General features: G+C 72.8%; 22 protein-coding genes. 14 read left to right on the top strand and 8 right to left on the bottom strand.

Annotation, left to right across the window (positions count from 1 at the left end; all coding sequences use genetic code 11):
- The first annotated feature begins 43 nt into the window (after window positions 1-43).
- From OHA89_RS30025 to OHA89_RS30090, 14 genes are all read left to right on the top strand, one after another.
- Complete coding sequence (locus tag OHA89_RS30025; RefSeq protein ID WP_257557268.1) at window positions 44-784, top strand: type 1 glutamine amidotransferase domain-containing protein; 741 nt, start codon at window positions 44-46, stop codon at window positions 782-784.
- Window positions 785-817: 33 nt separating this feature from the next.
- Window positions 818-2,302: an aldehyde dehydrogenase gene (locus tag OHA89_RS30030; protein ID WP_266610821.1), complete on the top strand. Its 1,485-nt coding sequence runs from the start codon at window positions 818-820 to the stop codon at window positions 2,300-2,302.
- 38 nt (window positions 2,303-2,340) lie between these two features.
- On the top strand, window positions 2,341-2,955 hold the full coding sequence (locus tag OHA89_RS30035; protein WP_215147968.1) for an NADPH-dependent F420 reductase: 615 nt from the start codon (window positions 2,341-2,343) through the stop codon (window positions 2,953-2,955).
- The gene (locus tag OHA89_RS30040; RefSeq protein WP_406368637.1) at window positions 2,952-3,455 is read left to right on the top strand and encodes a (2Fe-2S)-binding protein; all 504 of its coding nucleotides are present in this window, start codon (window positions 2,952-2,954) and stop codon (window positions 3,453-3,455) included. The genes OHA89_RS30035 and OHA89_RS30040 overlap by 4 nt, the downstream gene beginning before the upstream one ends.
- 5 nt (window positions 3,456-3,460) lie before the next feature.
- Window positions 3,461-5,866: a xanthine dehydrogenase family protein molybdopterin-binding subunit gene (locus OHA89_RS30045; RefSeq protein ID WP_406367509.1), complete on the top strand. Its 2,406-nt coding sequence runs from the start codon at window positions 3,461-3,463 to the stop codon at window positions 5,864-5,866.
- On the top strand, window positions 5,863-6,684 hold the full coding sequence (locus OHA89_RS30050; RefSeq protein ID WP_266610824.1) for a xanthine dehydrogenase family protein subunit M: 822 nt from the start codon (window positions 5,863-5,865) through the stop codon (window positions 6,682-6,684). Before OHA89_RS30045 ends, OHA89_RS30050 begins: the two co-directional genes overlap by 4 nt.
- A gap of 53 nt (window positions 6,685-6,737) precedes the next feature.
- Window positions 6,738-7,994 (top strand): MFS transporter, encoded by a 1,257-nt coding sequence (locus OHA89_RS30055; RefSeq protein WP_257557271.1) that lies wholly within the window; start codon window positions 6,738-6,740, stop codon window positions 7,992-7,994.
- Entirely contained in the window at window positions 7,991-9,490 is a 1,500-nt protein-coding gene (locus tag OHA89_RS30060) for an ATP-binding protein (protein ID WP_266610826.1), read from the top strand. The genes OHA89_RS30055 and OHA89_RS30060 overlap by 4 nt, the downstream gene beginning before the upstream one ends.
- Complete coding sequence (locus OHA89_RS30065) at window positions 9,491-9,847, top strand: nuclear transport factor 2 family protein (protein WP_215147980.1); 357 nt, start codon at window positions 9,491-9,493, stop codon at window positions 9,845-9,847. It abuts the gene before it with no gap.
- Window positions 9,848-9,951: 104 nt separating this feature from the next.
- Window positions 9,952-10,596 carry a TMEM175 family protein gene (locus tag OHA89_RS30070; protein WP_266610827.1) on the top strand — a complete coding sequence of 215 codons (645 nt, stop codon included), beginning with the start codon at window positions 9,952-9,954 and terminating at the stop codon, window positions 10,594-10,596.
- Window positions 10,597-10,668: 72 nt separating this feature from the next.
- Window positions 10,669-11,988, top strand: coding sequence for a transposase (locus OHA89_RS30075; RefSeq protein WP_266610828.1), 1,320 nt, complete (start codon window positions 10,669-10,671; stop codon window positions 11,986-11,988).
- Window positions 11,988-13,127, top strand: coding sequence for an XdhC family protein (locus OHA89_RS30080; RefSeq protein WP_266610830.1), 1,140 nt, complete (start codon window positions 11,988-11,990; stop codon window positions 13,125-13,127). Before OHA89_RS30075 ends, OHA89_RS30080 begins: the two co-directional genes overlap by 1 nt.
- A 113-nt stretch (window positions 13,128-13,240) precedes the next feature.
- On the top strand, window positions 13,241-14,716 hold the full coding sequence (locus OHA89_RS30085; RefSeq protein ID WP_215147994.1) for a GuaB1 family IMP dehydrogenase-related protein: 1,476 nt from the start codon (window positions 13,241-13,243) through the stop codon (window positions 14,714-14,716).
- A gap of 350 nt (window positions 14,717-15,066) precedes the next feature.
- Window positions 15,067-15,645 carry a sigma-70 family RNA polymerase sigma factor gene (locus OHA89_RS30090; RefSeq protein WP_406367512.1) on the top strand — a complete coding sequence of 193 codons (579 nt, stop codon included), beginning with the start codon at window positions 15,067-15,069 and terminating at the stop codon, window positions 15,643-15,645.
- Here the strand turns inward: OHA89_RS30090 and OHA89_RS30095 are convergent.
- The 8 genes from OHA89_RS30095 to OHA89_RS30130 form a co-directional block, all read right to left on the bottom strand.
- Window positions 15,606-18,095 (bottom strand): ATP-binding protein, encoded by a 2,490-nt coding sequence (locus OHA89_RS30095; RefSeq protein ID WP_406367514.1) that lies wholly within the window; start codon window positions 18,093-18,095, stop codon window positions 15,606-15,608. The genes OHA89_RS30090 and OHA89_RS30095 overlap by 40 nt on opposite strands.
- Entirely contained in the window at window positions 18,083-18,328 is a 246-nt protein-coding gene (locus OHA89_RS30100) for a hypothetical protein (protein ID WP_406367515.1), read from the bottom strand. Before OHA89_RS30100 ends, OHA89_RS30095 begins: the two co-directional genes overlap by 13 nt.
- Before the next feature lie 141 nt (window positions 18,329-18,469).
- Window positions 18,470-19,705, bottom strand: coding sequence for a sensor histidine kinase (locus OHA89_RS30105; RefSeq protein ID WP_257557275.1), 1,236 nt, complete (start codon window positions 19,703-19,705; stop codon window positions 18,470-18,472).
- Window positions 19,702-21,435: a cation acetate symporter gene (locus OHA89_RS30110; protein WP_266610833.1), complete on the bottom strand. Its 1,734-nt coding sequence runs from the start codon at window positions 21,433-21,435 to the stop codon at window positions 19,702-19,704. The genes OHA89_RS30105 and OHA89_RS30110 overlap by 4 nt, the downstream gene beginning before the upstream one ends.
- Before the next feature lie 86 nt (window positions 21,436-21,521).
- Window positions 21,522-21,797 (bottom strand): hypothetical protein, encoded by a 276-nt coding sequence (locus OHA89_RS30115; RefSeq protein WP_215145324.1) that lies wholly within the window; start codon window positions 21,795-21,797, stop codon window positions 21,522-21,524.
- Between the two features lie 214 nt (window positions 21,798-22,011).
- Window positions 22,012-22,854, bottom strand: a complete 843-nt coding sequence (locus tag OHA89_RS30120; protein WP_215145326.1) for a LytTR family DNA-binding domain-containing protein — start codon at window positions 22,852-22,854, stop codon at window positions 22,012-22,014.
- Between the two features lie 94 nt (window positions 22,855-22,948).
- Window positions 22,949-23,866: an SCO0930 family lipoprotein gene (locus OHA89_RS30125; protein WP_406368639.1), complete on the bottom strand. Its 918-nt coding sequence runs from the start codon at window positions 23,864-23,866 to the stop codon at window positions 22,949-22,951.
- A 118-nt stretch (window positions 23,867-23,984) separates the two neighbouring features.
- Window positions 23,985-24,986, bottom strand: coding sequence for a GDSL-type esterase/lipase family protein (locus tag OHA89_RS30130; protein ID WP_266610838.1), 1,002 nt, complete (start codon window positions 24,984-24,986; stop codon window positions 23,985-23,987).
- Window positions 24,987-25,032: the final 46 nt, after the last annotated feature.

The following is a 25,032-nucleotide window of genomic DNA, read 5'->3' on the forward strand; positions in this document are numbered from 1 at the left end:
GGCCGTGTTGAATCGGCAGCGAATCCAGAACAAGGAGAGAATCATGAAGATTCTCGTCGTCATGACGGCCAAGGCCACGCTCCATCTGCTGGACGGAGAACAGCACCCCTCGGGATTCTGGGCCGAGGAATTCGTCATTCCCTTTTCGTTGTTCAAGGCCGCCGGCCACACCGTGGACGTGGCCACGATCGGCGGCCGGGCACCGACCGTCGACCAGACGAGCATCGACCCCCAGTTCCTCCAGTGGGTCCGCCCGCAGGGCTCCCCGGACGAGGACGCGGCCAACGCGGCCGAGTACGTCCGGGTCATCCGGGACACCGCGCAGCTCACGGCTCCCCTCGCGCTGGAGTCCCTGACCGAGAAGGACATCGCCGACTACGACGGCGTGTACGTCAGCGGCGGCCACGGAGCCATCGGCGACCTGCCCAAGTCCGACGAACTCGCCCAGATCCTGCGCTGGGTCATCGCCCAGGACAAGCCGCTCGCGACCGTGTGCCACGGCCACACCTCGCTGCTCGCGCTGCGCGACGGCGAAGGCCGCTGGCCCTTCGAGGGCTACCGGATGACGGCCTTCTCGCACGCCGAGGAGATGGTCACCAACATGGCCGGCCGGCTCCCGCTGATCCTCGAGGTCGAGCTCACCCGGCTCGGCGCACGCTACGAGAAGGCCGAGGCGATCTGGGACTCGCACGTGGTCGTGGACCGCAAGCTGACCACCGGCCAGAACCCGTACTCCTCCAAGGCCCTCGCAGAGACGTTCTTAACGCAGCTCGCGAAGGGCTAGTACCGCCCCCGCATCCGACACCGGAAGGCAGCCATGACCAAGCGCGCGCTCAGCGACCAGCCCTTGGCCAACCCCGGGAAGCTGTTCATCGGCGGCAAATGGGTCTCGGCCCAGGACGGCCGTACCGAACCGGACATCAGCCCCATCGACGGCCAGGAGATCGTGCCGGTGGCCCAGGCCACCGCCGCCGACGCGGACGCGGCCGTCGCCGCGGCCCGCAAGGCGTACGAAGAAGGTCCGTGGAGCAGACTCTCCGCGCAGGAGCGCGCGCTGCGGCTGAACCGGGTCGGTGAGCTCATCGAGCGAGACCTGGAGGAGATCGCCCTCCTGGAGACCGTGGACATGGGCAAGCCGTTCGCCTTCTCCAGCACGGTCGACGCTCCCATGGCCGCGCAGCTCATGCACTACTACGCCGGTGCGGTGACCCGCGTCGACGGCTCCTCGCGGGCCCCGGCCGGCGGGCAACTCGCCTACACCCTGCGCGAACCGCTGGGCGTGGTCTGCGCCATCACCCCGTTCAACTTCCCGCTGCTGCTGTCGATGACGAAGATCGCACCGGCACTGGCGGCGGGGAACACGGTCGTCCACAAGCCCTCCCCGGCCACCCCGCTCACCGCCCTGAAGATCGCCGAGCTCTTCCAGGAGGCGGAGATCCCGGACGGGGTGCTGAACGTCATCACCGGTCCCGGCGTGGAACTGGGGGAGACCCTCACCGACCACCCGGACATCGACAAGATCGCGTTCACCGGCTCCACCTCCGTCGGCCAGTCCATCATCCGCAAGGCGGCCGGCACCCTGAAGAAGGTGACGATGGAGCTCGGCGGCAAGTCCGCCAACATCGTCTTCGCCGACGCCGACCTCGACGCGGCCGAGGAACTCGCCTTCTTCGGCATCTACTACAACAAGGGCGAGATCTGCACCGCCGGCTCCCGCCTGCTCCTGCACCGGCCCATCCACGACGAGATGGTCGAACGCCTGGTCCGCCGGGCCGCCGCCCTCAAGCCGGGCGACCCGCGCGACCCGGCCACGCTGTTCGGGCCGCTGGCCCACCGCGGCCAGTTCGACAAGGTCAGCTCCTACATCGAGGTCGGCGAGAAGGAAGGCGCGGTCCTGCGCACCGGCGGCACCGGGTGGACCCCCGAGGGGGCCTCCGAGCAGGGCCTGTACTTCCTGCCGACCATCTTCACCGGCGTCGACAACGGCATGCGGATCGCCCAGGAGGAGATCTTCGGGCCGGTCCTGTCGATCATCCCCTTCGACACCGAGGAGGACGCCGTGCGCATCGCCAACGACAGCGCGTACGGCCTCGCCGCCGGTGTCCACACCAAGGACCTGCGGCGCGCCCACCGGGTCGCCTCGCAGATCAAGGCCGGCACGGTCTGGGTGAATTGCTACAACCAGTACGACCCCGCCGTGCCCTACGGCGGCTACAAGGCCTCCGGCTACGGCCGCGAGTGCGGCCCGGAGTCCCTGGAGAGCTACACCCAGACCAAGTCGGTCTGGATCGGCATGGACTGACCCCTGCTCGGACCGAGACCGGCAACTGAGGAGCGTCAATGCGGACAGGCATCATCGGCACCGGGCGGATCGGTACGGTCCTCGCACGGATCCTGGTGGCGGCAGGCCACGAGGTCGTGCTCGCCAATGCCCGGGGCCCGCAGACCCTCGGCCCGCTCGTGGCCGAGCTGGGACCGGCGGCCTCGGCGGCGCACCCCGCCAAGGCCGCCGGGCAGGCCGAACTCCTGGTGCTGATGGTGCCGTTCGACAGCGTGCGGGGGCTCCTCCCCCCGCACGTGGTGCAGGACAAGGTGCTGGTGGACGCCACGAACGCGTTCACCGGCCCCGGCGACCCCGCCGACCTCGGCGGGCGCGGCTCCAGCGACCTGGTCGCCGAGTGGTATCCCGGCGCCCAGGTCGTGAAATCCCTGAACACCATGCACTTCGAAACCCTCGCCGTAGCCGGCACCGCAGCCGGTGAGCGTCTGGCGCATTTCACGGCGGGCGACGACGGGAAATCGAAGGAAATCGTCGCGGGAATCATCACGGATCTGGGATTCGCGCCCGTAGACACCGGCCCGCTGCACTCCGGGGGAATTCTCCAGCAGCCCGGCGGGCCCCTCTTCAACCGGCCGCTCACGGAAGCGCAGGCGCTGGCATGGATATCACACTGAACGTGAACGGAAGACCCGAGCAGTTCTCGGCGCAGCCGAACGAACTGCTCGTGGAACGGCTCCGCGACGGCCTCGGACTGACCGGCACCAAAGTCGGCTGCGACACCGGCCAGTGCGGCTCCTGCGTCGTCCAGCTCGACGGCCGTTCCGTCAAGAGCTGCCTGATCCTCACGGTGTCCGCCGCCGGATCCGAGGTGGCCACCATCGAGGGCGTCACCACCCCCGGCGGCGAACTGAACGGCCTCCAGGAGGCGCTGCGCCAGGAGCACGGCACCCAGTGCGGGTTCTGCACCCCCGGCATGGTCATGGCGCTGGGCGAGCTCGTGGACAACACCGCCGGCGGCGAGGCGCCCACCGAACCCGAGATCCGCGAGTGGCTCACCGGCAACCTCTGCCGCTGCACCGGCTACCACAGCGTCGTACGCGGCGTGCAGCGCGCCTGCGCCGCCGCCCGCGCCGAAGCACCCGCCGGCTCCACCGCCGTCGGACAGGAGGTGTGAGGGCCATGACCACAGTGACGGGGGAAACCGCCCTCCCGGGCAACGGCGTCCTCGGCCGGCCGCTGGACAGCCGCGAGGACCCGCAGCTCCTGCGCGGAGAGGCCACGTACGTCGCGGACATCGATCTGCCCGGCACCGCCCACATGGCGATCCTCGGCAGCCCGGTCGCCCACGCGAAGATCCTCTCCATCGAGACCAAGGCGGCCGAGCAGCTGCCCGGAGTGCTGAAGGTGGCCACCGCCGCCGACTTCACCGACGTCATGCCGCTGCCCTGCATCTGGATACCCGGCGGGGTCGAGAGCCACTTCCCGCCCCACCCCTACGGACTTCCCGGCGCCCGGCCGGTCCTCACCGGCGACACGGTCCGCCACGTCGGCGACCCCATCGCCGTGGTCGTCGCCGAGACCCCGCGCCAGGCCACGGCCGCGCTCGCCGCCATCGCCGTCGAGTACGAGCCGCTGCCCGTGGTCACCCGGGCCGACGAGGCGCTCGCCGAAGGCGCGCCCCAGCTGCACGAGGCCGTCCCGGGCAACCTGAACGCGTACTGGACCTGCGGCGACAAGGACCGCACCGACGCGGCCATCGCCGAAGCCGAGGTCACCGTAGAGCTCGACCTGGTGAACCAGCGCACCATCAACAGCCCCATCGAGCCGCGGGGCGCGGTCGGCGACTACAACGCCGCCACCGGCGAGTACACGCTCTACGCCTCCACCCAGGGCCCGCACAACCACCGCTTCCTGCTCTCCGCGCTGGTCCTCGGCATCCCCTTCAACAAGCTCCGGGTGGTCGCCCCGACCGTCGGCGGCAGCTTCGGCACCAAGGGGTACCTGTACCCCGACATGGCGCTGGTCCTGCTGCTGTCCAAGGCCCTGGGCCGGCCCGTGAAGTGGGTGGACACCCGCACCGGGCTGATGAACTCCACGGTCCAGGGCCGCGACCACCGCCAGCACGTCACCCTGGCCGGCACCCGCGACGGCCGCATCACCGCAGTGCGCTGCACCAGCTACGCCAACCTCGGCGCGTACCCGTCGACGATCGGCCCCGGTGTGGCCACCGCCCTCATGGGCCGCTCCATCAGCGGGATGTACGACATCGACGCCGCCTTCTGCGAGGTCTACGCCGCCTTCACCAACACCGTCTCGCTCGGCGCCCAGCGCGGCAGCGGGCGCGCCGAGGCCGCCTTCCTGATGGAGCGCCTCGTCGACCGGTACTCATCGGAGATCGGCATGGACCCGGCGGCCGTACGGCGCAAGAACCTGGTGCCCAAGGAGAAGTTCCCGTACGACAACGGCCTCGGCTGGACCTACGACTCCGGGAACTACCAGCTGAACTTCGACCGGGCGCTCGAGCTGTCCGGCTACGCCGACATGCCCGCCCGCAAGGCCGAGGCCCGCACCCGCGGCAAGCGGCTCGGCGTCGGACTCGCCACCTACGTGGCGATCTGCGGAGTCGGCCCCTCCACCCGGATGTCCAAGGAGGGCATGCTGGGCGGAACCTGGGAGAGCGCCAACATCCGGGTCCACCCCACCGGCGAGGTCACCGTCACCGTCGGCTCGGCCTCCACCGGCCAGAGCCACGGCACCGTCTTCGCCCAGGTCGCCGCCGACGAGCTCGGCATCGACCCGGCCCAGGTCCAGGTCTACGAGGGGGACACGCTCAAGGCCCCGTACGGACAGGGCACCTACGGCTCCCGCTCCTACAGCATGGCCGCGCCCGCCGTGGCGCTCACCGCCCGGAAGCTCAAGGCCAAGCTGGTCCGGGCCGGCGCCGTCTTCCTGGGCATCCCCGAGGACAAGGTCGTCTACGCGGGCGGCAAGGTCTACGAAGAGGGCAACGAGGAGAACACCAAGACCTTCGCCGAACTGGCGATGGCCATGTGGTACGGCTGGGGCCTGCCCCCGGAGATCGAGCCCGCGCTCGACGAGACCACCCACTTCGACCCGCCGGACTTCAACTACCCCTTCGGATCACACGTCGCGGTCGTCGAGATCGACGAACTCACCGGCGAGACCGAGGTGGTGGCCTACACCGCCGTCGACGACGCCGGGAACATCGGCAACCCGAAGGTGGTCCTCGGCCAGATCGAGGGCAGCATCGTCCACGGCCTCGGCCAGGCCCTCATGGAAGCCGCCGAGTACGACGAGAACGGGCTGCTCGTCAGCTCCGACCTCAACCACTACGCCCTGCCGCGCGCCGCCGACGTGCCCTTCTTCGACCTCGACAAGACGGTCACGCCCAGCCCGCACAACCCGCTCGGCGCCAAGGGCGCCGGCGAGATCGCCACCGTCCCGCCCGCCGCGGCCGTCGTCAACGCCGTCGTCGACGCCCTCTCCGACCTGGGTGTCCGGCACATCGACATGCCCCTCACCCCCGAGAAGGTCTGGCGCCGCCTGAGAGGGGAAAGCCAGTGATCCTCACCGAGTTCGACTACGTCCGGCCCGTCGGCCTCGACGAGGCACTGACCCTGCTGTCCGGGACGCCCGGCGCCCGGGTGCTGGCCGGGGGGCAGAGCCTGCTGCCCGACCTGCGCACCGGGGCCGAACAGGCCCGGCTGCTGGTCGACATCCGCCGGCTCGAGGAGCTGCGCGGCATCGCCCGCGGCCCCGGGGGACTGCGGATCGGGGCCCTCACCACCCTCGCCGAGCTCTCCGCGGACCCGCTGGTCCTCGCCGGAGCACCGGAGCTGGCCGCCGCGGCCCGCGCCAACGGCGACCCCCAGGTCCGCAACCTCGGCACCGTCGGCGGCAACCTCGCCGCCGACGGGCGCGCCACCGACCTGCCGGTGGCCGCCATCGCCGCCGACGCCCTGGTCGAACTGGCCGGTCCCGGCGGGCTGTCGACCGTAACGGCCGAGGAGTTCGCGGCTTCGGGCGCACCCGCGGGCACGGTCGTCACCGCCCTGCTGGTGCCCGGGGCCGGGCGGGCCGGCGCCTTCGAGAAGACCGCCGACCGGGCCACCCGCTACCCGGTGTGCGCCACCGCCGTACGGGTCACCCCCGACGGGCCGCGCATCGCCGTCACCGGGGCCACCGCCCGCCCGCTGCGCCTGCGCGGGGTCGAAGACCGGCTGCGCGGGGGCCCGTACACCACGGACGCCGTCCTCGCGGCCTTCCGCGCCGAGCCCCGGGAGCTGTTCGTCCCCGGGCGCGGCACCTCGGCCGAGTACCTGGGCCATCTCGCGGGGGTGCTCACGGCCCGCGCACTGGCAAGGGCCCAGGCCCTCGCCTGACCCGCACATCACGGGCCCTCTCAGGGGCTCATCACGGGGGAGTTGAGCAAGCAGTGGCCGACACATCGAAGACGACCACGGGGGTCAGCGTGCACCCAGCCGCACCAGCGGCCGGCGCGCCCAGAGCCTCCGGCTTCTGGCTGGTGGGCGCGGTCCTCGTCCTGCTCATGCTCTCCTCCTCCGTGCCCTCCGCCCTCTACGTGCTCTACCAGGAGAAGTGGGGGCTGTCCTCCGGCACCATCACGGTGGTCTTCGCCCTGTACGCGGTGACCGTGCTCGCCGGGCTCCTGCTGTTCGGGTCGCTGTCCGACACCCTCGGCCGGCGCCCCGTCCTGGGCGCCGGGCTGGTCCTGGCGATCGTCTCGATGGGACTGTTCGCCGGGGCCCAGGGGCTGGGGCTGCTGCTCGCCGCCCGCGCCGTACAGGGGCTGGCCGTGGGCCTGGCCACCGGGGCGATGGGCGCGGCCCTGCTGGAACTCAGCCCCGCGTCCCGGCCCGCGCTCGGCGCCCAGGTCAACAGCGCCGGGCCGACCGTGGGGATCGGGCTCGGCGGGATCGGGGCCGGCCTCCTCGTCCAGTTCGCCCCCGCGCCGACGGTCCTGAGCTACGTGCTGCTGATCGGGGCCTTCGCCGTGACCCTGGTGGGCGTGGTCCGGATGCGGGAGAGCGCACCGGGGGCGGGGGGCCGCTTCCGGGTGGTCCCGCACCGGATCCACGTGCCGGCCGGCTCCCGCGGCACGTTCGCCGTCCTCGTCCTGACCATCGTCGCGGTCTGGTCGGTGGGCGGCTTCTACCTCTCGCTCGGCCCGCACCTGGCGCTCTCGCTGCTGGAGTCCACCAACTACCTCGTCGGCGGCGGCACGGTCGCCCTGCTCGCGGGCGCGGCCACCGTGGCCCAGCTGATGCTGGGCCGCACCGAGGCCCTGCGCACCGCCGTGCTCGGGCTGTGCGGACTGCTCGCCGGACTCGGCCTGGTCCTGCTCGCACTGGGCCTCGGCTCGGCCGCCGTGTTCCTGGTGGCCACCGCGGTGCTCGGCAGCGGCTGGGGCGCGGCCTTCCTCGGCTCCTTCCGCGCGCTGAGCGGACTCGCCGACCCGGCACACCGCGGCGAACTGACCGCCGCCGTCTACGTGTTCGCGTACCTCGCGATGAGCGTGCCGGCGGTCCTCGCCGGGATGCTCACCAACATCCACGGCCTGCACCGCACCTCGGTCGGCTTCATGGCCGCCGTCGCCGCGGTGTGCGCCCTGGCCCTGCTCGTCACCGTGCGACTGGCCGCCCGTACCCGGGCCGAGGGGAGGGCGGTGTGAACGACCTGGAACTGAGGTCCGCCCTGCACGGACTGGAGATCTTCGCCGGGATCACCGACGACCAGCTGGACTGGCTGGTGTCGGTCTCCGAGCCGCGGGTCCTCGCCGACGGGGAGGTCCTCTTCCGCGACGGTGAGGAGGCGACCGGCTTCCACGTCCTGCTCTCGGGCGGGCTGGTCGTCACCAAGGTGGTCGACGGCCGGGAGGAGGTGCTCACCCGGCACTCCACCGAGGAGGAGAGCGCCGCCGCCGAGGAGCACGACGGCAAACCGTCCGCCGCCCACCGGTTCACCGGTGAACTGCCCCTGCTGACCGAGGGCTCCTACGTGGCCACCGCGGCCGCGAGCGGGCCGTCGACCACCGTCGTGGCGTATACGAAGCCGGTCTTCTTCGAGATGCTGACCCGCTGCCACGGGGTGGCCGCCGTACTGATCCCGGTGCTGGCCTGGCGGATCAAGTCCTCCGAGGTGCAGGCCCGCAAGCGGGCCACCGTGGAGGCGCTCGGCACCCTGGCCGCCGGCCTGGCCCACGAGCTGAACAACCCGGCGGCCGCCGTGGCCCGGGCCGCGCAGGAACTGGCCCCCGCCCTGGACCGGCTCACCCGCACCGCCCAGGCCTGGGGCGCGGCCGCCACCGGCGCGGAGCGCTCCGTGTTCGACCGGCTGGCGGACGAGCTGGACAAGCTCCCGCCACCGGTGATCACCGACCCGCTCGCCCAGGCCGACGCCGAGGAGGAGATCGCCGACTGGGCGGAGGAGGCGGGCACCGAGCGGCCCGGCCTGCTCGGCTCGGGGGTCTCGGACCTCGGGCTGGAGCTGGGCTGGCTGCTGGAACGGCTGGAGGGGGTCGGCGAGCCCTCCCTGCCGGCCGCACTCGACCACCTGGCGGCGCTCCTGGAGATCCGCTCGCTCGCCGCGGAGCTCCGGGCGGCCGGTCCGCGGATCTCCCAACTCGTCTCCGCCACCCGGGATTACGCCAATCTCGACCGCGCCCCCGAACAGAGCTTCCAGGTGACCGACGGACTGGAGAACACGCTGGTCGTGCTGCGTGCCAAGCTCGCCGGGATCAGCATCGTGCGGGAGTACGAACCCGGCCTGCCCGAACTGACGGGCTATCCGAGCGAGTTGAACCAGGTGTGGACCAACCTGGTCGACAACTCGGCCGAGGCCATGGAGGGTTCCGGCATACTCACGCTGCGCGCCCGGGCCGAGGGCATCTGCATGGTCGTGGAGATCACCGACACCGGCCGCGGCATCCCGGAGAAATCCCTGCCGCGGATCTTCGAACCCTTCTACACCACCAAGGACGTGGGCAAGGGCACGGGCCTGGGGCTGCACCTCAGCTACCGCATCGTGACCCAGCGCCACCACGGGTCCATCACGGCCCGCTCGCGTCCGGGCGAGACCCGGATGGTGGTCCGGCTGCCCTTCGCCGGCGGCGCCCAGTCCTGCGCCCCACCTGCCGCAACACCAGAAGTACCCACCTCCACCAGTTGAATGATCGGAGTCGACATGGCCAAGTACGACATCTCCAAGCTGCACCCGGTGTTCGTGCGCCAGATGGAAGCGCTGGCCGCCCTGGACATCGAGGCGGTCATGAAGAACTACACCGACGACGCGGTGCTGTTGCGCTTCGAGGGCGTCTCGGTCGGCATCGACGCCGTTCGCGAGACGTTCACCGGATATCTCACCGTGAAGCCCACGCTGGTGGAACTCCAGGAGTACATCGAGACGGACGACACCATCTTCTACCGGGCGATCATGAACCTGAACGGTGAACCGGAGCACGCGTTCGGGACACTTGTGGTCCGCGATGGCCGAATCTGGCGGCAGACGGCCGGGTTCGGCGGCTGATCCCGGAAATCTGGGTAGCGTGTGCGGGGAGGGCGGTGGGTGTGCGCCCTCCCCGTATGTGTGGCAGGTCGTAGATATATGCAAGAAGTGGTGAAGGGGAGGCCATGGAACGCGAAACCGGACGGGTCGAGGCATTCAGTGATGGTGTATTTGCCATCATCATTACCATCCTCGTCCTGGAATTGAAGGTTCCGGAAGAAACGGGATCCGACTTCTGGCACGGAGTTTGGGAACAGTGGCCGCATTACGCAGCCTATGTGGTGAGCTTCCTCATCATCGGCGTGATGTGGGTGAACCACCACACCATCTTCAGTCACCTCAAGCGGGTCGACCGGCCGCTGTTGTTCCTGAATCTCCTGGTGCTCATGGTGGTATCGGTGATTCCCTACACCACCAACGTCCTCGCCGAACACCTCATGGAGGAAGGCTCCGCCACCCCGGCGGCCGTCCTCTACAGCCTCGTCACCGTGGCCTATGCCTTGGCGTTCCTGGCCTTCTGGTGGTACGTCACCCGGGTCGGCCACCTCTTCCACGAAACGGTCGACAAGGAAGGCGCCCGGGCGACGCGCGTGCGGTTCGGCCTCGGCGCCATCGCCTACCCCTTGACCGTGGTCCTGGCGTTCTTCTCCGCACCGCTCACTCTTGTCGCGCACTTCCTGATCGCGATCTACTATGCGGCGAACCAGATCCCCATCCCCCTCGTGGTAGAGGAAGAGCGGCTCGAAACTGCGAGCGACCTCAGGAAGTAGCCGCCGGGGCCTACGGCCGTTCTTCGCGGTCAAGTAGGGTATTGGATCTAGCTGGTCGCGGGGGAGGCCCAGATGGCTCGCGTAGTCCTGCCGGAGGAATCCACGAAGGAAATCTCCGAATTGATCGATGTACTGATCTCTCTTCTCTTCGAGTCCTTACCCCGGCGGGACCAGCGAAACTGGGCCCGCGTTTATCTGAACGGCCTCGTGCGGACTAAAGGGAAGAAAACAATCCGCAACATCGCCGGAACCGGAGCCAGTTCCGTAGAGCAGAGCCTTCAGCAGTTCATCAGCAAGTCCCCCTGGGACTGGACCCCGGTCCGCCGCTCCCTCGCGCAGCACCTCGAACGCACCGCACAGCGCCCGTTGGCCTGGGTGCTCCAGCCCATGGTCATAGAGAAGGCCGGCGACCGCTCGGTCGGCGTGGGCCGGCAGTTCGTCCCGCAGCTCGGTCGCACCGCCAACTGTCAGCAGGCCAGCGGGATCTGGCTGGCCTCCAGCGAGGCCAGCTTCCCGGTCGAATGGACCCTCACCCTCCCGGGGCCCTGGACCAGCGAACTCCTGCGTCGCCGAAGGGCCGGAATCCCCGACACGGCCCGCTCCCTCACCCCCGCCCAGGACGCCGTACACGCCGTCCAGCGGATGGCCGCCACCTGGCAACTCCAGCGCCGGCCCGTGGTGATGGAGGTCGCCAACGGCGATCTCCCGCAGAGCATCGAGTCCTTCGCCCTCCAGGACATCCCCTTCGTCTTCAAGGTCGACGGCTCGCTGCCCGTCTCCTTCGGCGGCGCCGGCCGCCACAAGCCCGGCCCGCACACCGCACCCGCCCGCGAGCTCATCGACTCCCTGCGCTCCCAGCGCCGCGTCGTCGAATGGACCCGGCACGGCCGGGCCGAGGGCGCGGTGACCCTGCTGACCTCGGCCTCGATCCTCGCCACCCCCAGCGAGGACCGGCCCACACCCGCGCCCACCACCCCGCTGCTGCTGGTCGGGGCCTGGACCGAAGCCGCCCTGCTGCCCTCCGAGTTCTGGATCACCAACATCGGCGACCGGCCGCTCGCCCAGCTGTTCCTGCTCGCCAAACTCACCGACCGCGTCTCCCTCGACTTCACCGAGACCTGCGAACCCGTGGGCATCCGGGACTTCGAGGGCCGCTCCTTCCGGGGCTGGCACCACCACGCCACCCTGGCGAGCGTGGCCCACGCGGCCAGACTCCTCGGCGCACGGGACCGCGCACCCGGCGGGGGCGTGCCCGGACGGAGCCTGGGGGAGTACCCCGGACCCGCCCGCTCCGCCGCGACCCGCTCCGCCGCCACACCCCGGCCACCCGCCGTCCTGCCGCCTCGACCGCTCATCCCCGGGCAGACCCCCAGACGCGAGTACATCCGCTGATGCTCGACATAGCCGACGAGCTACGCGCGTGGTGTGCCGCGCGCCGGGAATTCGCCCTGGCCACCGTGGTCGCCGTCAGCGGTAGCGCGCCCCGCGGACCGGGCGCCTCGCTCGCCGTCGACGACCGGGGCACCGCCCTCGGCTCCATCTCCGGGGGCTGTGTGGAGTCCGCCGTGCACGAGCTCTGCCTCGACGCCATCGAGTCCGGCGAGGGCGGCCTGCACCGCTTCGGCTACAGCGACGACGACGCCTTCGCCGTGGGACTCACATGCGGGGGAGTCCTCGACGTCCTGGTCACCCCGGTACGCGGCGGCGACCCCGTCCGGCCGGTCCTCGGCTCGGTGCTCGACGCCGCCGCCGGCGGTACGCGGGCCGCACTGGCCCGGGTGGTCTCCGGCCCGCCGTCGCAGCTCGGCCGGGCGCTCGCCGTCCACGCCGACGGATCGTACGAGGGCGGGCTGGGCGGCGGCGCCGCCCTGGACCGGGAGGCGGCCGAGCGGGTACGGGCCCTGCTGCTGGCGGGCCGCACCGGCACCGCCGAACTCGGCACGGCGGGCGGACTGTGCGGGGAGCCGCTGACCCTGCTGGTCGAGTCGGCCGCCGAGCCGCCCCGGCTGATCGTCTACGGCGCCATCGACTTCGCCGCCTCCCTCGCCCGGATGGGCGCCTTCCTCGGACACCGGGTCACCGTGTGCGACGCCCGGCCCGTCTTCGCGACCCCGGCCCGCTTCCCCGGCGCCGACGAGGTGATCGTCGACTGGCCGCACCGGCACCTGGCCGCGGAATGGGACGCGGGCCGGCTGGACTCCCGTACCGCCGTCTGCGTCCTCACCCACGACGCCAAGTTCGACGTACCGCTCCTGTCACTCGCCCTGCGGCTGCCGCTGACCTACGTCGGAGCCATGGGATCGCGGCGCACCCACGCCGAACGGGTCGAGCGGCTGCGCGCGGAAGGAGTGCCGCAGGAGGCGCTGGACCGGCTGCGCTCCCCGATCGGCCTCGACCTGGGCGGCGGAACCCCGGAGGAGACGGCCCTGGCCATCGCCGCCGAGTTCACGGCGGTCCGGCACGGCGGATCGGCCCTCCCGCTGGTGGCCGGCCGCCGGCCGATCCACCGCCGCAGGACCAAGGTCCCGTAGGAAAGAACCAGACGGCCCGGAATGTCCTGGACGATCGGCACGGGCGGCGTAAACCCCGGGTCATGGGAGAATGAAGTACGTGCGTTTCCTCGGCTGCCCTGTCGAGGCCATAGATGGATCCTTCGATCGACTGGGATGTTCAGCACGTGCGTTTCCTCAATGACCAGAAGCCGCCGTACGACCTGACGTACGACGATGTGTTCATGGTGCCGAGCCGCTCCGCGGTGGGCTCCCGTCAGGCCGTCGACCTTTCCGCGCCCGACGGCACCGGCACCACCATTCCGCTCGTCGTGGCGAACATGACCGCGATCGCGGGCCGCCGGATGGCCGAGACGGTCGCCCGCCGCGGCGGGATCGTCGTCATCCCGCAGGACATCCCGATCGAGATCGTCACCGACGTCATCTCCTGGGTGAAGACCCGCCACCACGTGCTCGACACCCCGATCACGCTGGCGCCCACCCAGACCGTCGCCGACGCGCTGTCCCTGCTGCCCAAGCGCGCCCACGGCGCCGGCGTCGTCGTCGACGACGAGGGCCGCCCGATCGGCGTCGTCACCGACCACGACCTCACCGGCGTGGACCGCTTCACCCAGCTCTCCGAGGTCATGTCGAAGGAGCTGCTGCTCATCGACGCCGACATCGACCCCCGCGAGGCGTTCAACAAGCTCGACGCGGGCCACCGCAAGCTGGCCCCGGCCGTCGACAAGGACGGCAAGCTCGTCGGCATCCTGACCCGCAAGGGCGCGCTGCGCGCGACCCTGTACACGCCGGCCACCGACGCGGGCGGGAAGCTGCGCATCGCGGCCGCCGTCGGGATCAACGGCGACTTCGCGGCCAAGGCCAAGCAGCTGCTCGACGCGGGCGTGGACACGCTCGTCATCGACACGGCGCACGGCCACCAGGAGTCGATGATCAACGCGATCAAGGCCGTCCGCGCGCTGGACCCGCAGGTCCCGATCGTGGCCGGCAACATCGTCGCCGCCGAGGGCGTGCGCGATCTGATCGAGGCCGGCGCGGACATCATCAAGGTCGGTGTGGGCCCCGGCGCCATGTGCACCACCCGCATGATGACCGGCGTGGGCCGCCCGCAGTTCTCCGCGGTGCTGGAGTGCGCGGCGGAGGCCAAGAAGTACGGCAAGCACGTGTGGGCCGACGGCGGCGTCCGTCACCCGCGTGACGTGGCGATGGCGCTGGCCGCCGGTGCGTCCAACGTCATGATCGGCTCCTGGTTCGCCGGTACGTACGAGTCCCCGGGCGACCTCCAGCAGTCCGCCGACGGGCGCCTGTACAAGGAGTCCTTCGGCATGGCCTCGGCGCGTGCGGTGCAGAACCGTACGAGCGAGGAGTCGGCCTACGACCGTGCCCGCAAGGGTCTGTTCGAGGAGGGCATCTCCACCTCGCGGATGTTCCTCGACCCGGCCCGTCCGGGCGTCGAGGACCTGATCGACTCGATCATCGCGGGCGTGCGGTCGTCGTGCACCTACGCCGGTGCCGGGTCCCTCGCGGAGTTCGAGGAGAAGGCCGTGGTCGGGGTCCAGTCCGCCGCCGGTTACGCGGAGGGCAAGCCGCTGCACGCCAGCTGGAGCTAGGCCTCCCCCTTTCCCGCAGCCCCCGGCCACCCGTTGGCCGGGGGCTGCGGCGTACCCGCGCGAGGGTCCGCTGCTGGGGGCTCCGCCCCCAGACCCCCGCGCCTCAAACGCCGGCGGGGCTGGAATTGCCGCCGGGCGGCACGTGCGAGTGCAGCTCAGCCAAAATTCAGCCCCGCCGGCGTTTGAGGCGCGGGGTCTGGGGCGGAGCCCCAGCAGGCGGCCCGCAGGGGGCAACCGTTCGGCGCGCCGTTCGACCGGTTGGCGACCCGCAGGGCGGATACGTCAAGCGGCGGATAACTCCACGGCACTGCTCCGTCACGCTCAGGTCACCGACCTGGAAGGGGCACGCCGTGACCAGTACCAGCACCGCCGTGACCAGTACCAGCACCCTCCCCCGCCACACCGACGCACACGCACTCGCCCGGCTGCACAAGGAGCACGGCAAAGCCCTTTACGCCTTCCTCCTCGGCCTGACCTTCGGCGACCGTCACCGTGCCGAGGACCTCGTCCAGGAGACCCTCTTCCGCGCCTGGAAGCACCCCGAGGCGCTGGAGAGCGCCCACGCCTCCATGCGGCCCTGGCTGTACACCGTGGGCCGGCGCCTCGCCATCGACGCCCGGCGGGCCCGCCAGGTGCGCCCCGCCGAGGTCGGGCCGGACGCCCTGGAGTTCTCTCCGGCCGCCGACGACCGCACCGAGCAGGCCGTCGCCGTCCTCGACGTCCGCGAAGCCCTGCGATTACTCAGCCCCGAGCACCGCGCCGTGCTCGTACAGATCTACTTCCGCGGGGCCTCGGTCTGCGAGGCCGCCGAGGCGCTCGGAGTGCCGCCCGGGACCGTGAAGTCCCGTACCTACTACGCCTTGCGGGCGCTGCGCGCCGTCATGCCCGGCTACGGCCCCGGCGCCCCCGACGCACGGGCCGCCGCCTGAGCCGCCACCGCCGCCCGCGAGCGGACCTGCAGCTTCGCCAGGATGTGCGACACGTGCGTCTGCACCGTCCGCCGGGAGAGGAACAGCGCACTCGCGATCTCCGGATTGGAGCGGCCCTGCGCCACCAGCAGCGCCACCTTCAGCTCGGCCGGGGTCAGCGCCTCCCAGCCGTTCGCCGGCCGCCGCCGCGCCGACCGGCTGCCCCGGCGCACCCCCAGGCTCCGCAGCCGGGCATCGGCCCGGGCCACGTCCCACCGCGCCCCGAGGTCCTCGTACGCCGCCACCGCGCGGGTCAGCGCCGACCGCGACCCGGCCAGGTCGCCGTGCCAGGCCCGCGCCACCGCCAGGTCCTCCAGCGTGTGTCCCAGCATCAGCGGCCACCCGCCGCGCTCCCCGAGCAGCACCGCCTCCGCCAGCAGGTCCGGATCCTGCGCGAACAGGCCCCGGCAGCGCAGCAGCGCCAGCGCCGGACCCGGATGGTCCGGCAGCGCCGCCGCGATGCGTCCGCACGCCGCCACCGCCTCCCGCGCCGTGCCGCTCTCCCCGCTCTCCAGGGCCAGCCGGACGATCTCCGACAGCACCCAGGGCCGCTCGTACGACACCAGGTCCTCCGCTGCCTCCGCGCCGTCCGCCGGCCCGGGCCGCAGCGCGCGCAGCGCGTCGGCCGGGCGGCCGTCCCGCTCCGCCAACAGGGCCCGCGCCAGCTGGACGTGGGAGGCGTACCGGCGTGCCCCGGGCGTGGCGAAGGCATCGTCCGGCAGGCCCGCGAGCTCCGCCTGCGCCGCCTCCCGCTCGCCGCGGTGGCCCAGCACCAGCGCCCGCAGCCCGTGCACCACCACCGGCAGCCAGCCGTCGGACACCGGCAGAGCGCATGCCCGGGCCACCGCGGACAGGGCCTCGTCCCAGTCGCCGAGCCGGTAGTGGAACTCGGCGAGCCGGGCCTCGGTCACCACCAGCCGCCCCGTGGAGCCGGTCGCGGCCGCCAGCTCCCGTGCCTCCCGCAGGGCGGCGGCCACGATCTCCGGCTCGTCGAAGCGCATGTGGCCCTCCGCCTGGTTCGCCAGCAGCAGCAACCGCATGTCGTTGGCGGCCGGGCTGCGCCGCGCGCAGACGATCCCCTCCGCCACCTGGTGCAGCGAGTCCCGGCCGCGGCCCAGATGGAACAGCGCGTACGACAGGGCGTGATGGGCCTCCGCCGCACACAGCGGATCGGCCAGCCGCCGCGCCCGCGCCACCAGCGGCCCGGCCAGCGCGAACGCCTCGGCCGCCCGGTGCAGATCGGCCAGCGCCAGCACCCGGCAGGCTTCCAGCCTGAGCCGCCAGGCCGCCGAAGGGAACTCCTCGGCCAGGGCCCGCTCGGTGACGTCCAGGGAGCGGGCCATGTCCCCCTGGATCATCAGCGCCGACACCAGTTTGAAGTCCACCGCCGCCCGCCGGTCGGGATCCGTGGTCCGGGCCCGCAGCGCCTCGAGGAGACCCGCCGACTCCGGGCGGCGCAGCATCAGGGCCGCGTCCGCCAGCTGCTCCTCCAGCGCCTCCCGCGTCCGCGGCTCCCGCGGGTCGCCCTGCGCGATGGCCCGCTCCAGCAGTTCGGCCGCCGCGCCCGGCGCCGCGGCGATCAGCGCCGGCGCCGCGTCGGCCAGCCAGCGCACCGCCCACGGGCTCAGCCGTCCGGCGCGCACCAGCTGCCCGGCGGTCCGCGCCGGATCCAGCCCGGCCTCGGAGAAGGCCCGTGCGGCATCCTGGTGCAGGGCCGCGCGCAGCGCCCCGGGGGTCTCGGCGGACAGCACCCGCCGCAGCGCCGGGTGCCGGAAGCGCAACAGGTCCCCGGTGTCCTCCAGCAGCCCCGCCAGCAGCGGCTCCTCCAGGTCCGCGAGCAACTCCCGTGCGGGCCTGGCCTGTACGAGGGCCAGCTCGTGCGCGGTGAAGGACGGACCCAGCAGTGCGGCGTGCCGCAGGGTGGTGCGCGCCGGCCCGGAGAGCCAGTCGAGCCCCCGGCCCAGGGAGGCGGGCGGCGCCGGCAACTCGGCCACCGGGACGGACAGTTCCGCGCAGCCCGCCTCGACCCGGACGAGCCCGGACCACTGGGCGAGGAGCTCCCGCAACAGCCGGGGATTGCCGCCCGCCTGCTCCGCCGCCTCCCGCAGTCGCGGCCCGGGCGGCGCCCCCACCAGGTCGCGGATCAGTTCGGCCGACTCCGCCGCCGTCAGCGGCTCCAGCCGGACCGTGCGCCCGCCCACCGCCGCGCACAGCCGCTCCGCCCCGGGCCGGCGGGGCAGCGGCCGCCGGGTCGCCGCCAGCATCAGCGGGAGCCGGCCGGTCGCCGCCGTCCCGGCCAGCCGCCGCCACAGGAGCAGGCTGGCCGCATCCGCCCAGTGCGCGTCGTCCAGCACCAGCAGCAGCGGCCGCTGGGCGCACCACTCCTCGACGCCGGCCGTCAGCAGGTCCATCGCCGCCAGCAGCGCGCCGCCGGGCTCGGTCGCCGCCTCGGCCTCCCGCAGCAGGCCGACGACCGCGGCCGGGCGGGACCCGCCGGGTGCACGCAGTCCAGTACGGCCCGCAGCGGCAGGTCCACCGCGAGGGCGTCGGCCGCCGCGTACCGGACCCGGCAGCCGAGCGCCGCCGCCTGGGCGAGGGCCTCCCGTACGAAGGCGGTCCGGCCCGCGCCGGGTTCGCCCTCCACGGTCAGGCAGCCTCCGCCGCCCTGCGCACCCCCGCGCACCCATTCCCGTAACTCTTCATGATGCTGCTCTCGCCCGACCCGCACGTCGGCGGTCCTTCCGGTCACATCGCGCCGGTCACAGGATGCCACGCGGCGCCACCGTCAGTACCGGGGAGGATGCTGGCCCGGAGGTGAACTGTGCACGCCCGCACGGTACTTCGGTATCCGCACGGTGACCTTCAGACCGGCCCCGATGCCCGTCTCGATCACCGGCCCGTAGTCGTCCCCGTACACCTGCCGGATCCGCTCGTCGACATTGGGCAGCCCGATGCCGGAGGAGGAGCCGGCGTGTTCCCCGGCCAGGATCCGGCGCAGCAGTGCCGGGTCCATCCCGATCCCGTTGTCCTCGACGGTGATCACCGCCTCGGCGCCCGCGTCGCGCGCGGTGATGGTGATCCGGCACTCCTCGGGGGAGTCCTCCAGCCCGTGCTTCACGGCGTTCTCCACCAGCGGCTGGAGGCAGAGGAACGGCAGCGCCACCGGCAGTACCTCCGGCGCCACCTGCAAGGTCACCTTCAGCCGGTCCCCGAACCGGGCCCCGGCCAGTGCCAGATACTGCTCGACGGAACGCAACTCCTCGGCGAGCGTGGTGAATTCACCGTGCCGGCGGAAGGAGTACCGGGTGAAGTCCGCGAACTCCAGCAGCAGGTCACGGGCCCGCTCCGGATCCGTCCGGACGAACGAGGCGATCGCGGCGAGCGAGTTGAAGATGAAGTGCGGGGAGATCTGCGCCCGCAGCGCCTTGATCTCCGCCTCCATCAGCCGGGTCCGCGACCGGTCCAGCTCCGAGAGCTCCAGCTGCACGGAGACCCACCGCGCGACCTCCGTAGCGGCCCGCACCAGTACCGCCGACTCCCGGGACCCGTAGGCCACCAGCGCCCCCAGCATCCCGTCCTCGCCCGTGAGCGGGGCCACCACCGCCCACTTCAGCGGACAGTCGGGCCGCTGGCACTCGGTCCGCACGCTCTGGCTGCGCCCCGACTCCAGCATCACCGCCACCCGGGCCATCGCCCGCCGCTGGTGGTGGTCGGCGCCCGGGCCGTCCCAGGCCAGCACCGACTCCCGGTCGGTCAGGCACAGCGCCTCCGTGCCCAGCAGCGACCGCAGCCGCCGGGAGGCCTTGCGGGCGGCGTCCTCGGTCAGCCCGGCCCGCAGCGGGGGAGCGGCCAGCGAAGCCGTGTGCAGGGTGTGGAAGGTGGCCCGCTCCACCGGCGTCCCGAGGTCCAGGCCGGCCGCCCGCTCACCGCGCCGGGCATGCCACCGGCCCGCCAGCCAGCCCGCGCCCAGCAGCAGGGCCGCGGCCGCGACCGCCAGCACCACGAGAGCCGTTCCGCTCACCGGACACCTCCCGCCCGGTCCCCGGCCACCACGTTCTCCGGCAGGTGCAGCCGCGCCAGGGTGGCCGCCGTCCCCGCCGGAATCCGCGACCGGGTGCCGAGCGACACCAGCACCATCGTCAGGAACCCGAGCGGCACCGACCACGCCGCGGGCCACGCCAACAGGGTGTGCACCCAGCCCGCCGGGGCCAGTCCGCCCCGGGTCGCCAGCACCGCGCTGAGCGCCGCCCCGCCGCCCGTGACCAGCCCGGCCACCGCGCCGGGCGGGGTCAGCCGAGGCCACCAGATGCCCAGCACCAGCAGCGGACAGAACGACGAGGCCGACACCGCGAAGGCCAGCCCCACCGCGTCCGCCACCGGCACGTCACGGGCCGCCACGCTCCCGGCCAGCGGCACCAGGATGGCCAGCAGCACCGCGAAGCGGAAACTGCGCACCCCGCGCGTCGGCAGCAGGTCCTGGTGCAGCACCCCCGCCACCGCCATGGTCAGCCCCGAGGCCGTCGACAGGAACGCCGCGAAGGCGCCGCCGGCCAGCAGCGCCCCCAGCAGCTCCCCGAGCAGCCCGCCCAGCATCCGTTCGGGCAGGACCAGCACCGCCGCGTCCGCGTCGCCGGTGAGGGCGAGCTCGGGCGCGTAGATCCGGCCCAGCGCCCCGTACACCGGCGGCAGCAGGTAGAAGACCCCGACGAGGCCGAGCACGACCAGCGTGGTGCGCCGCGCGGCCCGCCCGTTGGGGCTGGTGTAGAAGCGCACCGCGACGTGCGGCAGGCCCATGGTCCCGAGGAAGGTGGCCAGGATCAGCCCGTACGTCGCGTACAGCCGGTACCCCCAGTGGTCCCCGGACAGCGGCTCCGACCAGCTGGACACGCCGAGGCCCGCCTCCGCCCGGGTGTCGGGGACGGGCGTGTCCGGGGCGAACTCCAGCCGCGCGTTCGCCCGTACGGAATGCTGCCCGGCCGCGAGGGTCAGCGGGGCCGCCTCGTACGTCCGCCCGTCCACCTGCCCGCTCACCGTCAGCACGAGCGGCTCCGCCACCGACAGCCGGACGTCCTCGGCCACCGTGACGGAGGTGTGCTCGCGGAAGACGGCCGGTGCGTCGAAGGTGGCCCGCGGCGCGCCGTCCCCGGCCCACGCGGCGACCAGGAAGAAGGCGGGCACCAGCAGCGCGGTGAGTTTGAGCCAGTACTGGAAGGCCTGCACGAAGGTGATGCTGCGCATCCCGCCGGCGGCCACGGCCGCGCTCACCACGAAGGCCACCACCACCCCGCCCACCCAGTGCGGGGCCCCCGTCAGGATCTCCAGGGTCAGGCCCGCGCCCTGCAACTGCGGCAGCAGGTACAGCCAGCCGACCCCGACCACGAACAGCACCGCGATCCGGCGCACGGCCTGGGACTCCAGCCGGGCCTCGGCGAAGTCCGGCAGCGTGTACGCGCCCGAGCGGCGCAGCGGGGCCGCCACCAGCACGAGCAGCACCAGGTACCCGGCCGTGTAGCCCACCGGATACCAGAGCATCTCGGGCCCCTGGAGCAGCACCAGCCCGGCCACCCCGAGGAAGGACGCGGCGGAGAGGTACTCCCCGCTGATCGCGGCAGCGTTGAGGCGGGGCCCGACGGTGCGGGAGGCGACGTAGAAGTCGGAGGTGGTCCGGGATATCCGCAGCCCGAGCGCGCCGACGAGGACGGTGGCCAGGACGACGACGGCGACCGCGGTCAGCGCGTACGTCTGATTCACCGGTCGGTCCTTCGGCTGGGTGGAGGGTGACCGGAGTCTATGCACGCCCCCTGACCGGGCAACAGACGCGATTCGGACCGGACGGCTCAGACGGCGGGGTCGCGGTGTTCCGCGCAGTCGCGCAGCGCGATCTCCAGCTCCACGTACGACTCCTCCGCCCGCCGGAAGGCCAGCGTCAGCGCGGCCTCCGCACGGGGCGGCACCTGGCCGCGGACCCCCTCGCCCGCCTCGTACAGGACGTCGGCCCAGCGCGCGGCGGCACTCCGCAGGCGGGCCAGCAGCGCCTCCGCCTCGGCCGGCCCGGCCGGCACGCTGCGCGGCAGCCCGGTCAGCGCGTCGAGCAGGGCCTGGATTTCGGACATCTCGCTCCTCCCGCGCCGGAAGATCCACGATACGCGGGGCGGGTGACACCGGCGGGCCGTTCACCCCTGCGGTGCGGCCGACGGCACCGGGGGATCGCCGTACGCCCCTCGGCGCGCGACGAACGGCGCCGGGGCGCCGCCGGACGGTCGTCCGACCGCCGGGCGCCGCTCGGCTCGCTCGTCTCGGTCCGGCACGGTCCCGCTCGGCCGGGGGTCAGCCGGTCGCCTGGCGCATCAGGAGGTCCCGCAGCTCCCGCGCGTGCCTGCGGCTCACCTGGAGTTCCGCGGACCCGACGCGGACCGTGGTGGTGCCCGCGTCCAGCCGGAGCTCGTCGATCCGGGCCAGGGCCACCAGATGGCGGCGGTGGATCCGCACGAACCCGCGCGCCGCCCACCGCTCCTCCAGCGTGGACAACGGGATGCGGACCAGGTGGCTGCCCTCGTCGGTGTGCAGGCGGGCGTAGTCGCCCTGGGCCTCGACGTACGCGATGTCGGCGATCGCCACGAACCGGGTGACGCCGCCCAGCTCGACGGCTATCTGGTCCGGCGTGCGGTCGGCGATGGTGACCTCGGCCGCCTGGCGCAGCGGCGGCGGTACGGCGGGAGCGGTGGCAGCGGCGGCGACCGGCGGCGCGCCCTCGGCGGCCACCGGCGTCTCCTCGGCCCGCCCCAGCTGCGCGCAGGCCCGCCGCACGGCCTCGGCCAGCCGCTCCGGCCGCACGGGCTTGAGCACGTAGTCCACGGCCTTGAGGTCGAAGGCCTGTACGGCGAACCCCTCGTGGGCCGTGACGAACACGATCAGCGGCGGCCGCGCGAAGCCGGCCAGCAGCCGGGCGATGTCGAGCCCGGTCAGCCCGGCCATGTGGATGTCGAGGAAGACCACGTCGATGCCGTCCGCGCCGTCCGGTCCGGCCTCCAGCGCCACGGTGATCCGGCGCAGCGCCTCGGTCGCGTCCGAGGCGCCCTCCGCGCTGCGGATCCGGGGATCGGAGCGCAGCAGGTAGAGGAGCTCCTCCAGGAGCGGCTTCTCGTCGTCGACGGCCAGTACACGCAGCATGCGGGGAGTTTAGGAGGTGTTCCGCCAGGGCGGAACGGCGCGCGGCCCTGCCCCGGGGGATGAGGGCAGGGCCGCGCGGTCAGGAGGTGGGGGGTTACTGGACGGTGATGAGCTTGCCGTCGGGGGAGACCGCGTACCAGGTGCCGCCGACGCCCTGGCCGTTGATGTCGCCCGGGTTCTTGTCACCGGTGAAGGTGTACACCGGCCAGCAGTCGACGGTCTGCTGCTTCTTGCCGTCCGGGCGGTCCAGCACCAGGTAGTTCCGCTCGGTGATGCCCTTCACGTTGGCCTTGTCCACCGGGGGCACGACCGGCCACTTGGCCAGGCAGTCACCGACGCACTTGGAGACCATCGGCCACGCGGTGTCCGGCTTGAACCGGTAGACCGTCATGCCCTTGCCGTCGACGATGTGGTCACCCAGCTTGGGGTCCTTCGCCACGGACAGCCCCGCACCCGCCTCGGCCGCACCGCCCGCGGCCGGAGCCGCCTTCGCCGCCTTCTTGCCGTCGGGGGCGAACGCGAACCACACCCCGCCGACGCCCTGGCCGTTGAAGTCGCCCGCCTTGGCGTCCTTGTTGAAGCGGTACGCGGGCCAGCCGGCCACCGTCAGCTGCTTCGTGCCGTCGCTGCGCACCACCTCGCCCAGCAGCGCCGGGTCCATGCCCGCCGCGGCGGTGGCGTCGCCGGCCGCGACCACCGGCCAGGTCTTCGCGCAGTCCCCGTCGCAGTTCGACTTCGAGGGCTTGGCGGTGTCCTTGTCGAACCGGTAGAGGGTGAGACCGGCGGAGTCGGTGAGGACCGAGCCGATCTGGTCGCTGGTGGCGACCGCCAGCTGTCCGGCGGGCTTGGCGCCCGAGCCGTCCGCGGCGTAGGCCGGGGAGGAGGCCTCGGCAGCGGCCCCCGCAGGCTTGGCCGTGTCGGCGGCCTTGTCCTCCGACGGGCCGCAGGCGGTCGCCGCCAGGATGACGGCGACGGCGGCCGCGGCGAGGGTGGTTCCGCGCTTGATGCCCATGTTGATCTCTCCCACGTGTATGTCTGCTCCGCGCCGTCGCCCCAGCGGCGGCAACTGTGCACAGGACACGCCCTGGTGGGTTCGATCTGTTCAAGGCGATCGGTGTGGGCTGTTTCACTCACCCGGCGGCGAACCCCGCCCGCCGCAGGGCCGTGGCCACAGCGAGGCCGAGTACCTGGTGCCCGGAGTCATTGGGGTGCAGCCCGTCCTCCAGGTGCTCGGGACCGAGCAGGTCACGGCCCGGGAGCACGGCGAGCCGGTCGTCCCCCGCGGCGATCCGGTCCCGGGTGGCGCGCTCCATCGCGTCGCGCAGGGCGCCCAGGGTGGCGCCGAGCCGGTTCGGGGTGCGCTCGGCGTCGGGCCGCAGGACGGGGGAGACCAGCAGGAGCGGGGTCCGCGGATGCCCCTGGCGGACCAGATCGAGGAAGGTGCGCGTGGTCTCGTACAGCAGGGGGGCGGAGAAGGGCACCCGGGACCAGCAGTTGGTGCCGAACGCGAGGGTGAGGACGTCGGCGGGCAGGCCGGCGAGCTGTTCGGCGGTGGCGAGCTCGCCGCGGGCGGCGCCCGCGTAGCCGAGGTTGACCGTGTCCCAGCCCAGGGCCCGGCCGGTGACCGCGGGCCAGCCGTGGGCGGGCCGGGTGGACCACCAGCCCTCGGTGATGGAGTCCCCGTGCACCACCCAGCGCGGGGCGGGCGGCGGCGGCTCGAGCGGGCCGCCTATCCCGCGCAGGCCGAGGACCAGCGGGGACTGGGCTTCGGGCGGGTGGACGGTGAAGGGGCCCGTGCCGCCGCCCAGTTCGATGCGTACGACGGCCTCCGCGGCCGGTTCGGTGAACACCTCGCGGACTACCCCGTGCCGGTCCCACAGCGCGAATCCGTGCGCGAGGTCGCGCAGGGCGTCGGTCGGGCCGGGCACCGTGGCCCGGTAGCGGATCTCCACCGCCCGCGCGGTCCCGGTGGTGAACTCGAGCCGCACTCCGATGGGCAGGGTGGCCCGCTCGCCGGTGTCCCAGGGCAGCCTCATGCTGTCGGCCGGGTCCGCCCGCACGGGCCGCCCCTTGTCGAGCCAGGCGACCCCCCGCAGGAACGGCCCGGGGTCCTGCCACAGATCCAGGTCCATGGCGGCACGCTGCGGGAGATCTGATGAGCTGTCAAGAACGCCCGTC

The organism is Streptomyces sp. NBC_01546 (genome assembly GCF_045208355.1).
Taxonomy (GTDB): Bacteria; Actinomycetota; Actinomycetes; order Streptomycetales; family Streptomycetaceae; genus Streptomyces.

Excerpts from the sequence above, each read along its gene's own strand:
- OHA89_RS30025 (WP_257557268.1), top strand. The coding sequence starts at position 44 with ATGAAGATTCTCGTCGTCATGACGGCCAAGGCCACGCTCCATCTGCTG.
- OHA89_RS30030 (WP_266610821.1), top strand. The coding sequence starts at position 818 with ATGACCAAGCGCGCGCTCAGCGACCAGCCCTTGGCCAACCCCGGGAAG.
- OHA89_RS30035 (WP_215147968.1), top strand. The coding sequence starts at position 2,341 with ATGCGGACAGGCATCATCGGCACCGGGCGGATCGGTACGGTCCTCGCA.
- OHA89_RS30045 (WP_406367509.1), top strand. The coding sequence starts at position 3,461 with ATGACCACAGTGACGGGGGAAACCGCCCTCCCGGGCAACGGCGTCCTC.
- OHA89_RS30065 (WP_215147980.1), top strand. The coding sequence starts at position 9,491 with ATGATCGGAGTCGACATGGCCAAGTACGACATCTCCAAGCTGCACCCG.
- OHA89_RS30070 (WP_266610827.1), top strand. The coding sequence starts at position 9,952 with ATGGAACGCGAAACCGGACGGGTCGAGGCATTCAGTGATGGTGTATTT.
- OHA89_RS30075 (WP_266610828.1), top strand. The coding sequence starts at position 10,669 with ATGGCTCGCGTAGTCCTGCCGGAGGAATCCACGAAGGAAATCTCCGAA.
- OHA89_RS30080 (WP_266610830.1), top strand. The coding sequence starts at position 11,988 with ATGCTCGACATAGCCGACGAGCTACGCGCGTGGTGTGCCGCGCGCCGG.
- OHA89_RS30085 (WP_215147994.1), top strand. The coding sequence starts at position 13,241 with ATGGATCCTTCGATCGACTGGGATGTTCAGCACGTGCGTTTCCTCAAT.
- OHA89_RS30095 (WP_406367514.1), bottom strand. The coding sequence starts at position 18,095 with ATGGACCTGCTGACGGCCGGCGTCGAGGAGTGGTGCGCCCAGCGGCCG.
- OHA89_RS30115 (WP_215145324.1), bottom strand. The coding sequence starts at position 21,797 with ATGTCCGAAATCCAGGCCCTGCTCGACGCGCTGACCGGGCTGCCGCGC.
- OHA89_RS30120 (WP_215145326.1), bottom strand. The coding sequence starts at position 22,854 with ATGCTGCGTGTACTGGCCGTCGACGACGAGAAGCCGCTCCTGGAGGAG.
- OHA89_RS30125 (WP_406368639.1), bottom strand. The coding sequence starts at position 23,866 with ATGGGCATCAAGCGCGGAACCACCCTCGCCGCGGCCGCCGTCGCCGTC.
- OHA89_RS30130 (WP_266610838.1), bottom strand. The coding sequence starts at position 24,986 with ATGGACCTGGATCTGTGGCAGGACCCCGGGCCGTTCCTGCGGGGGGTC.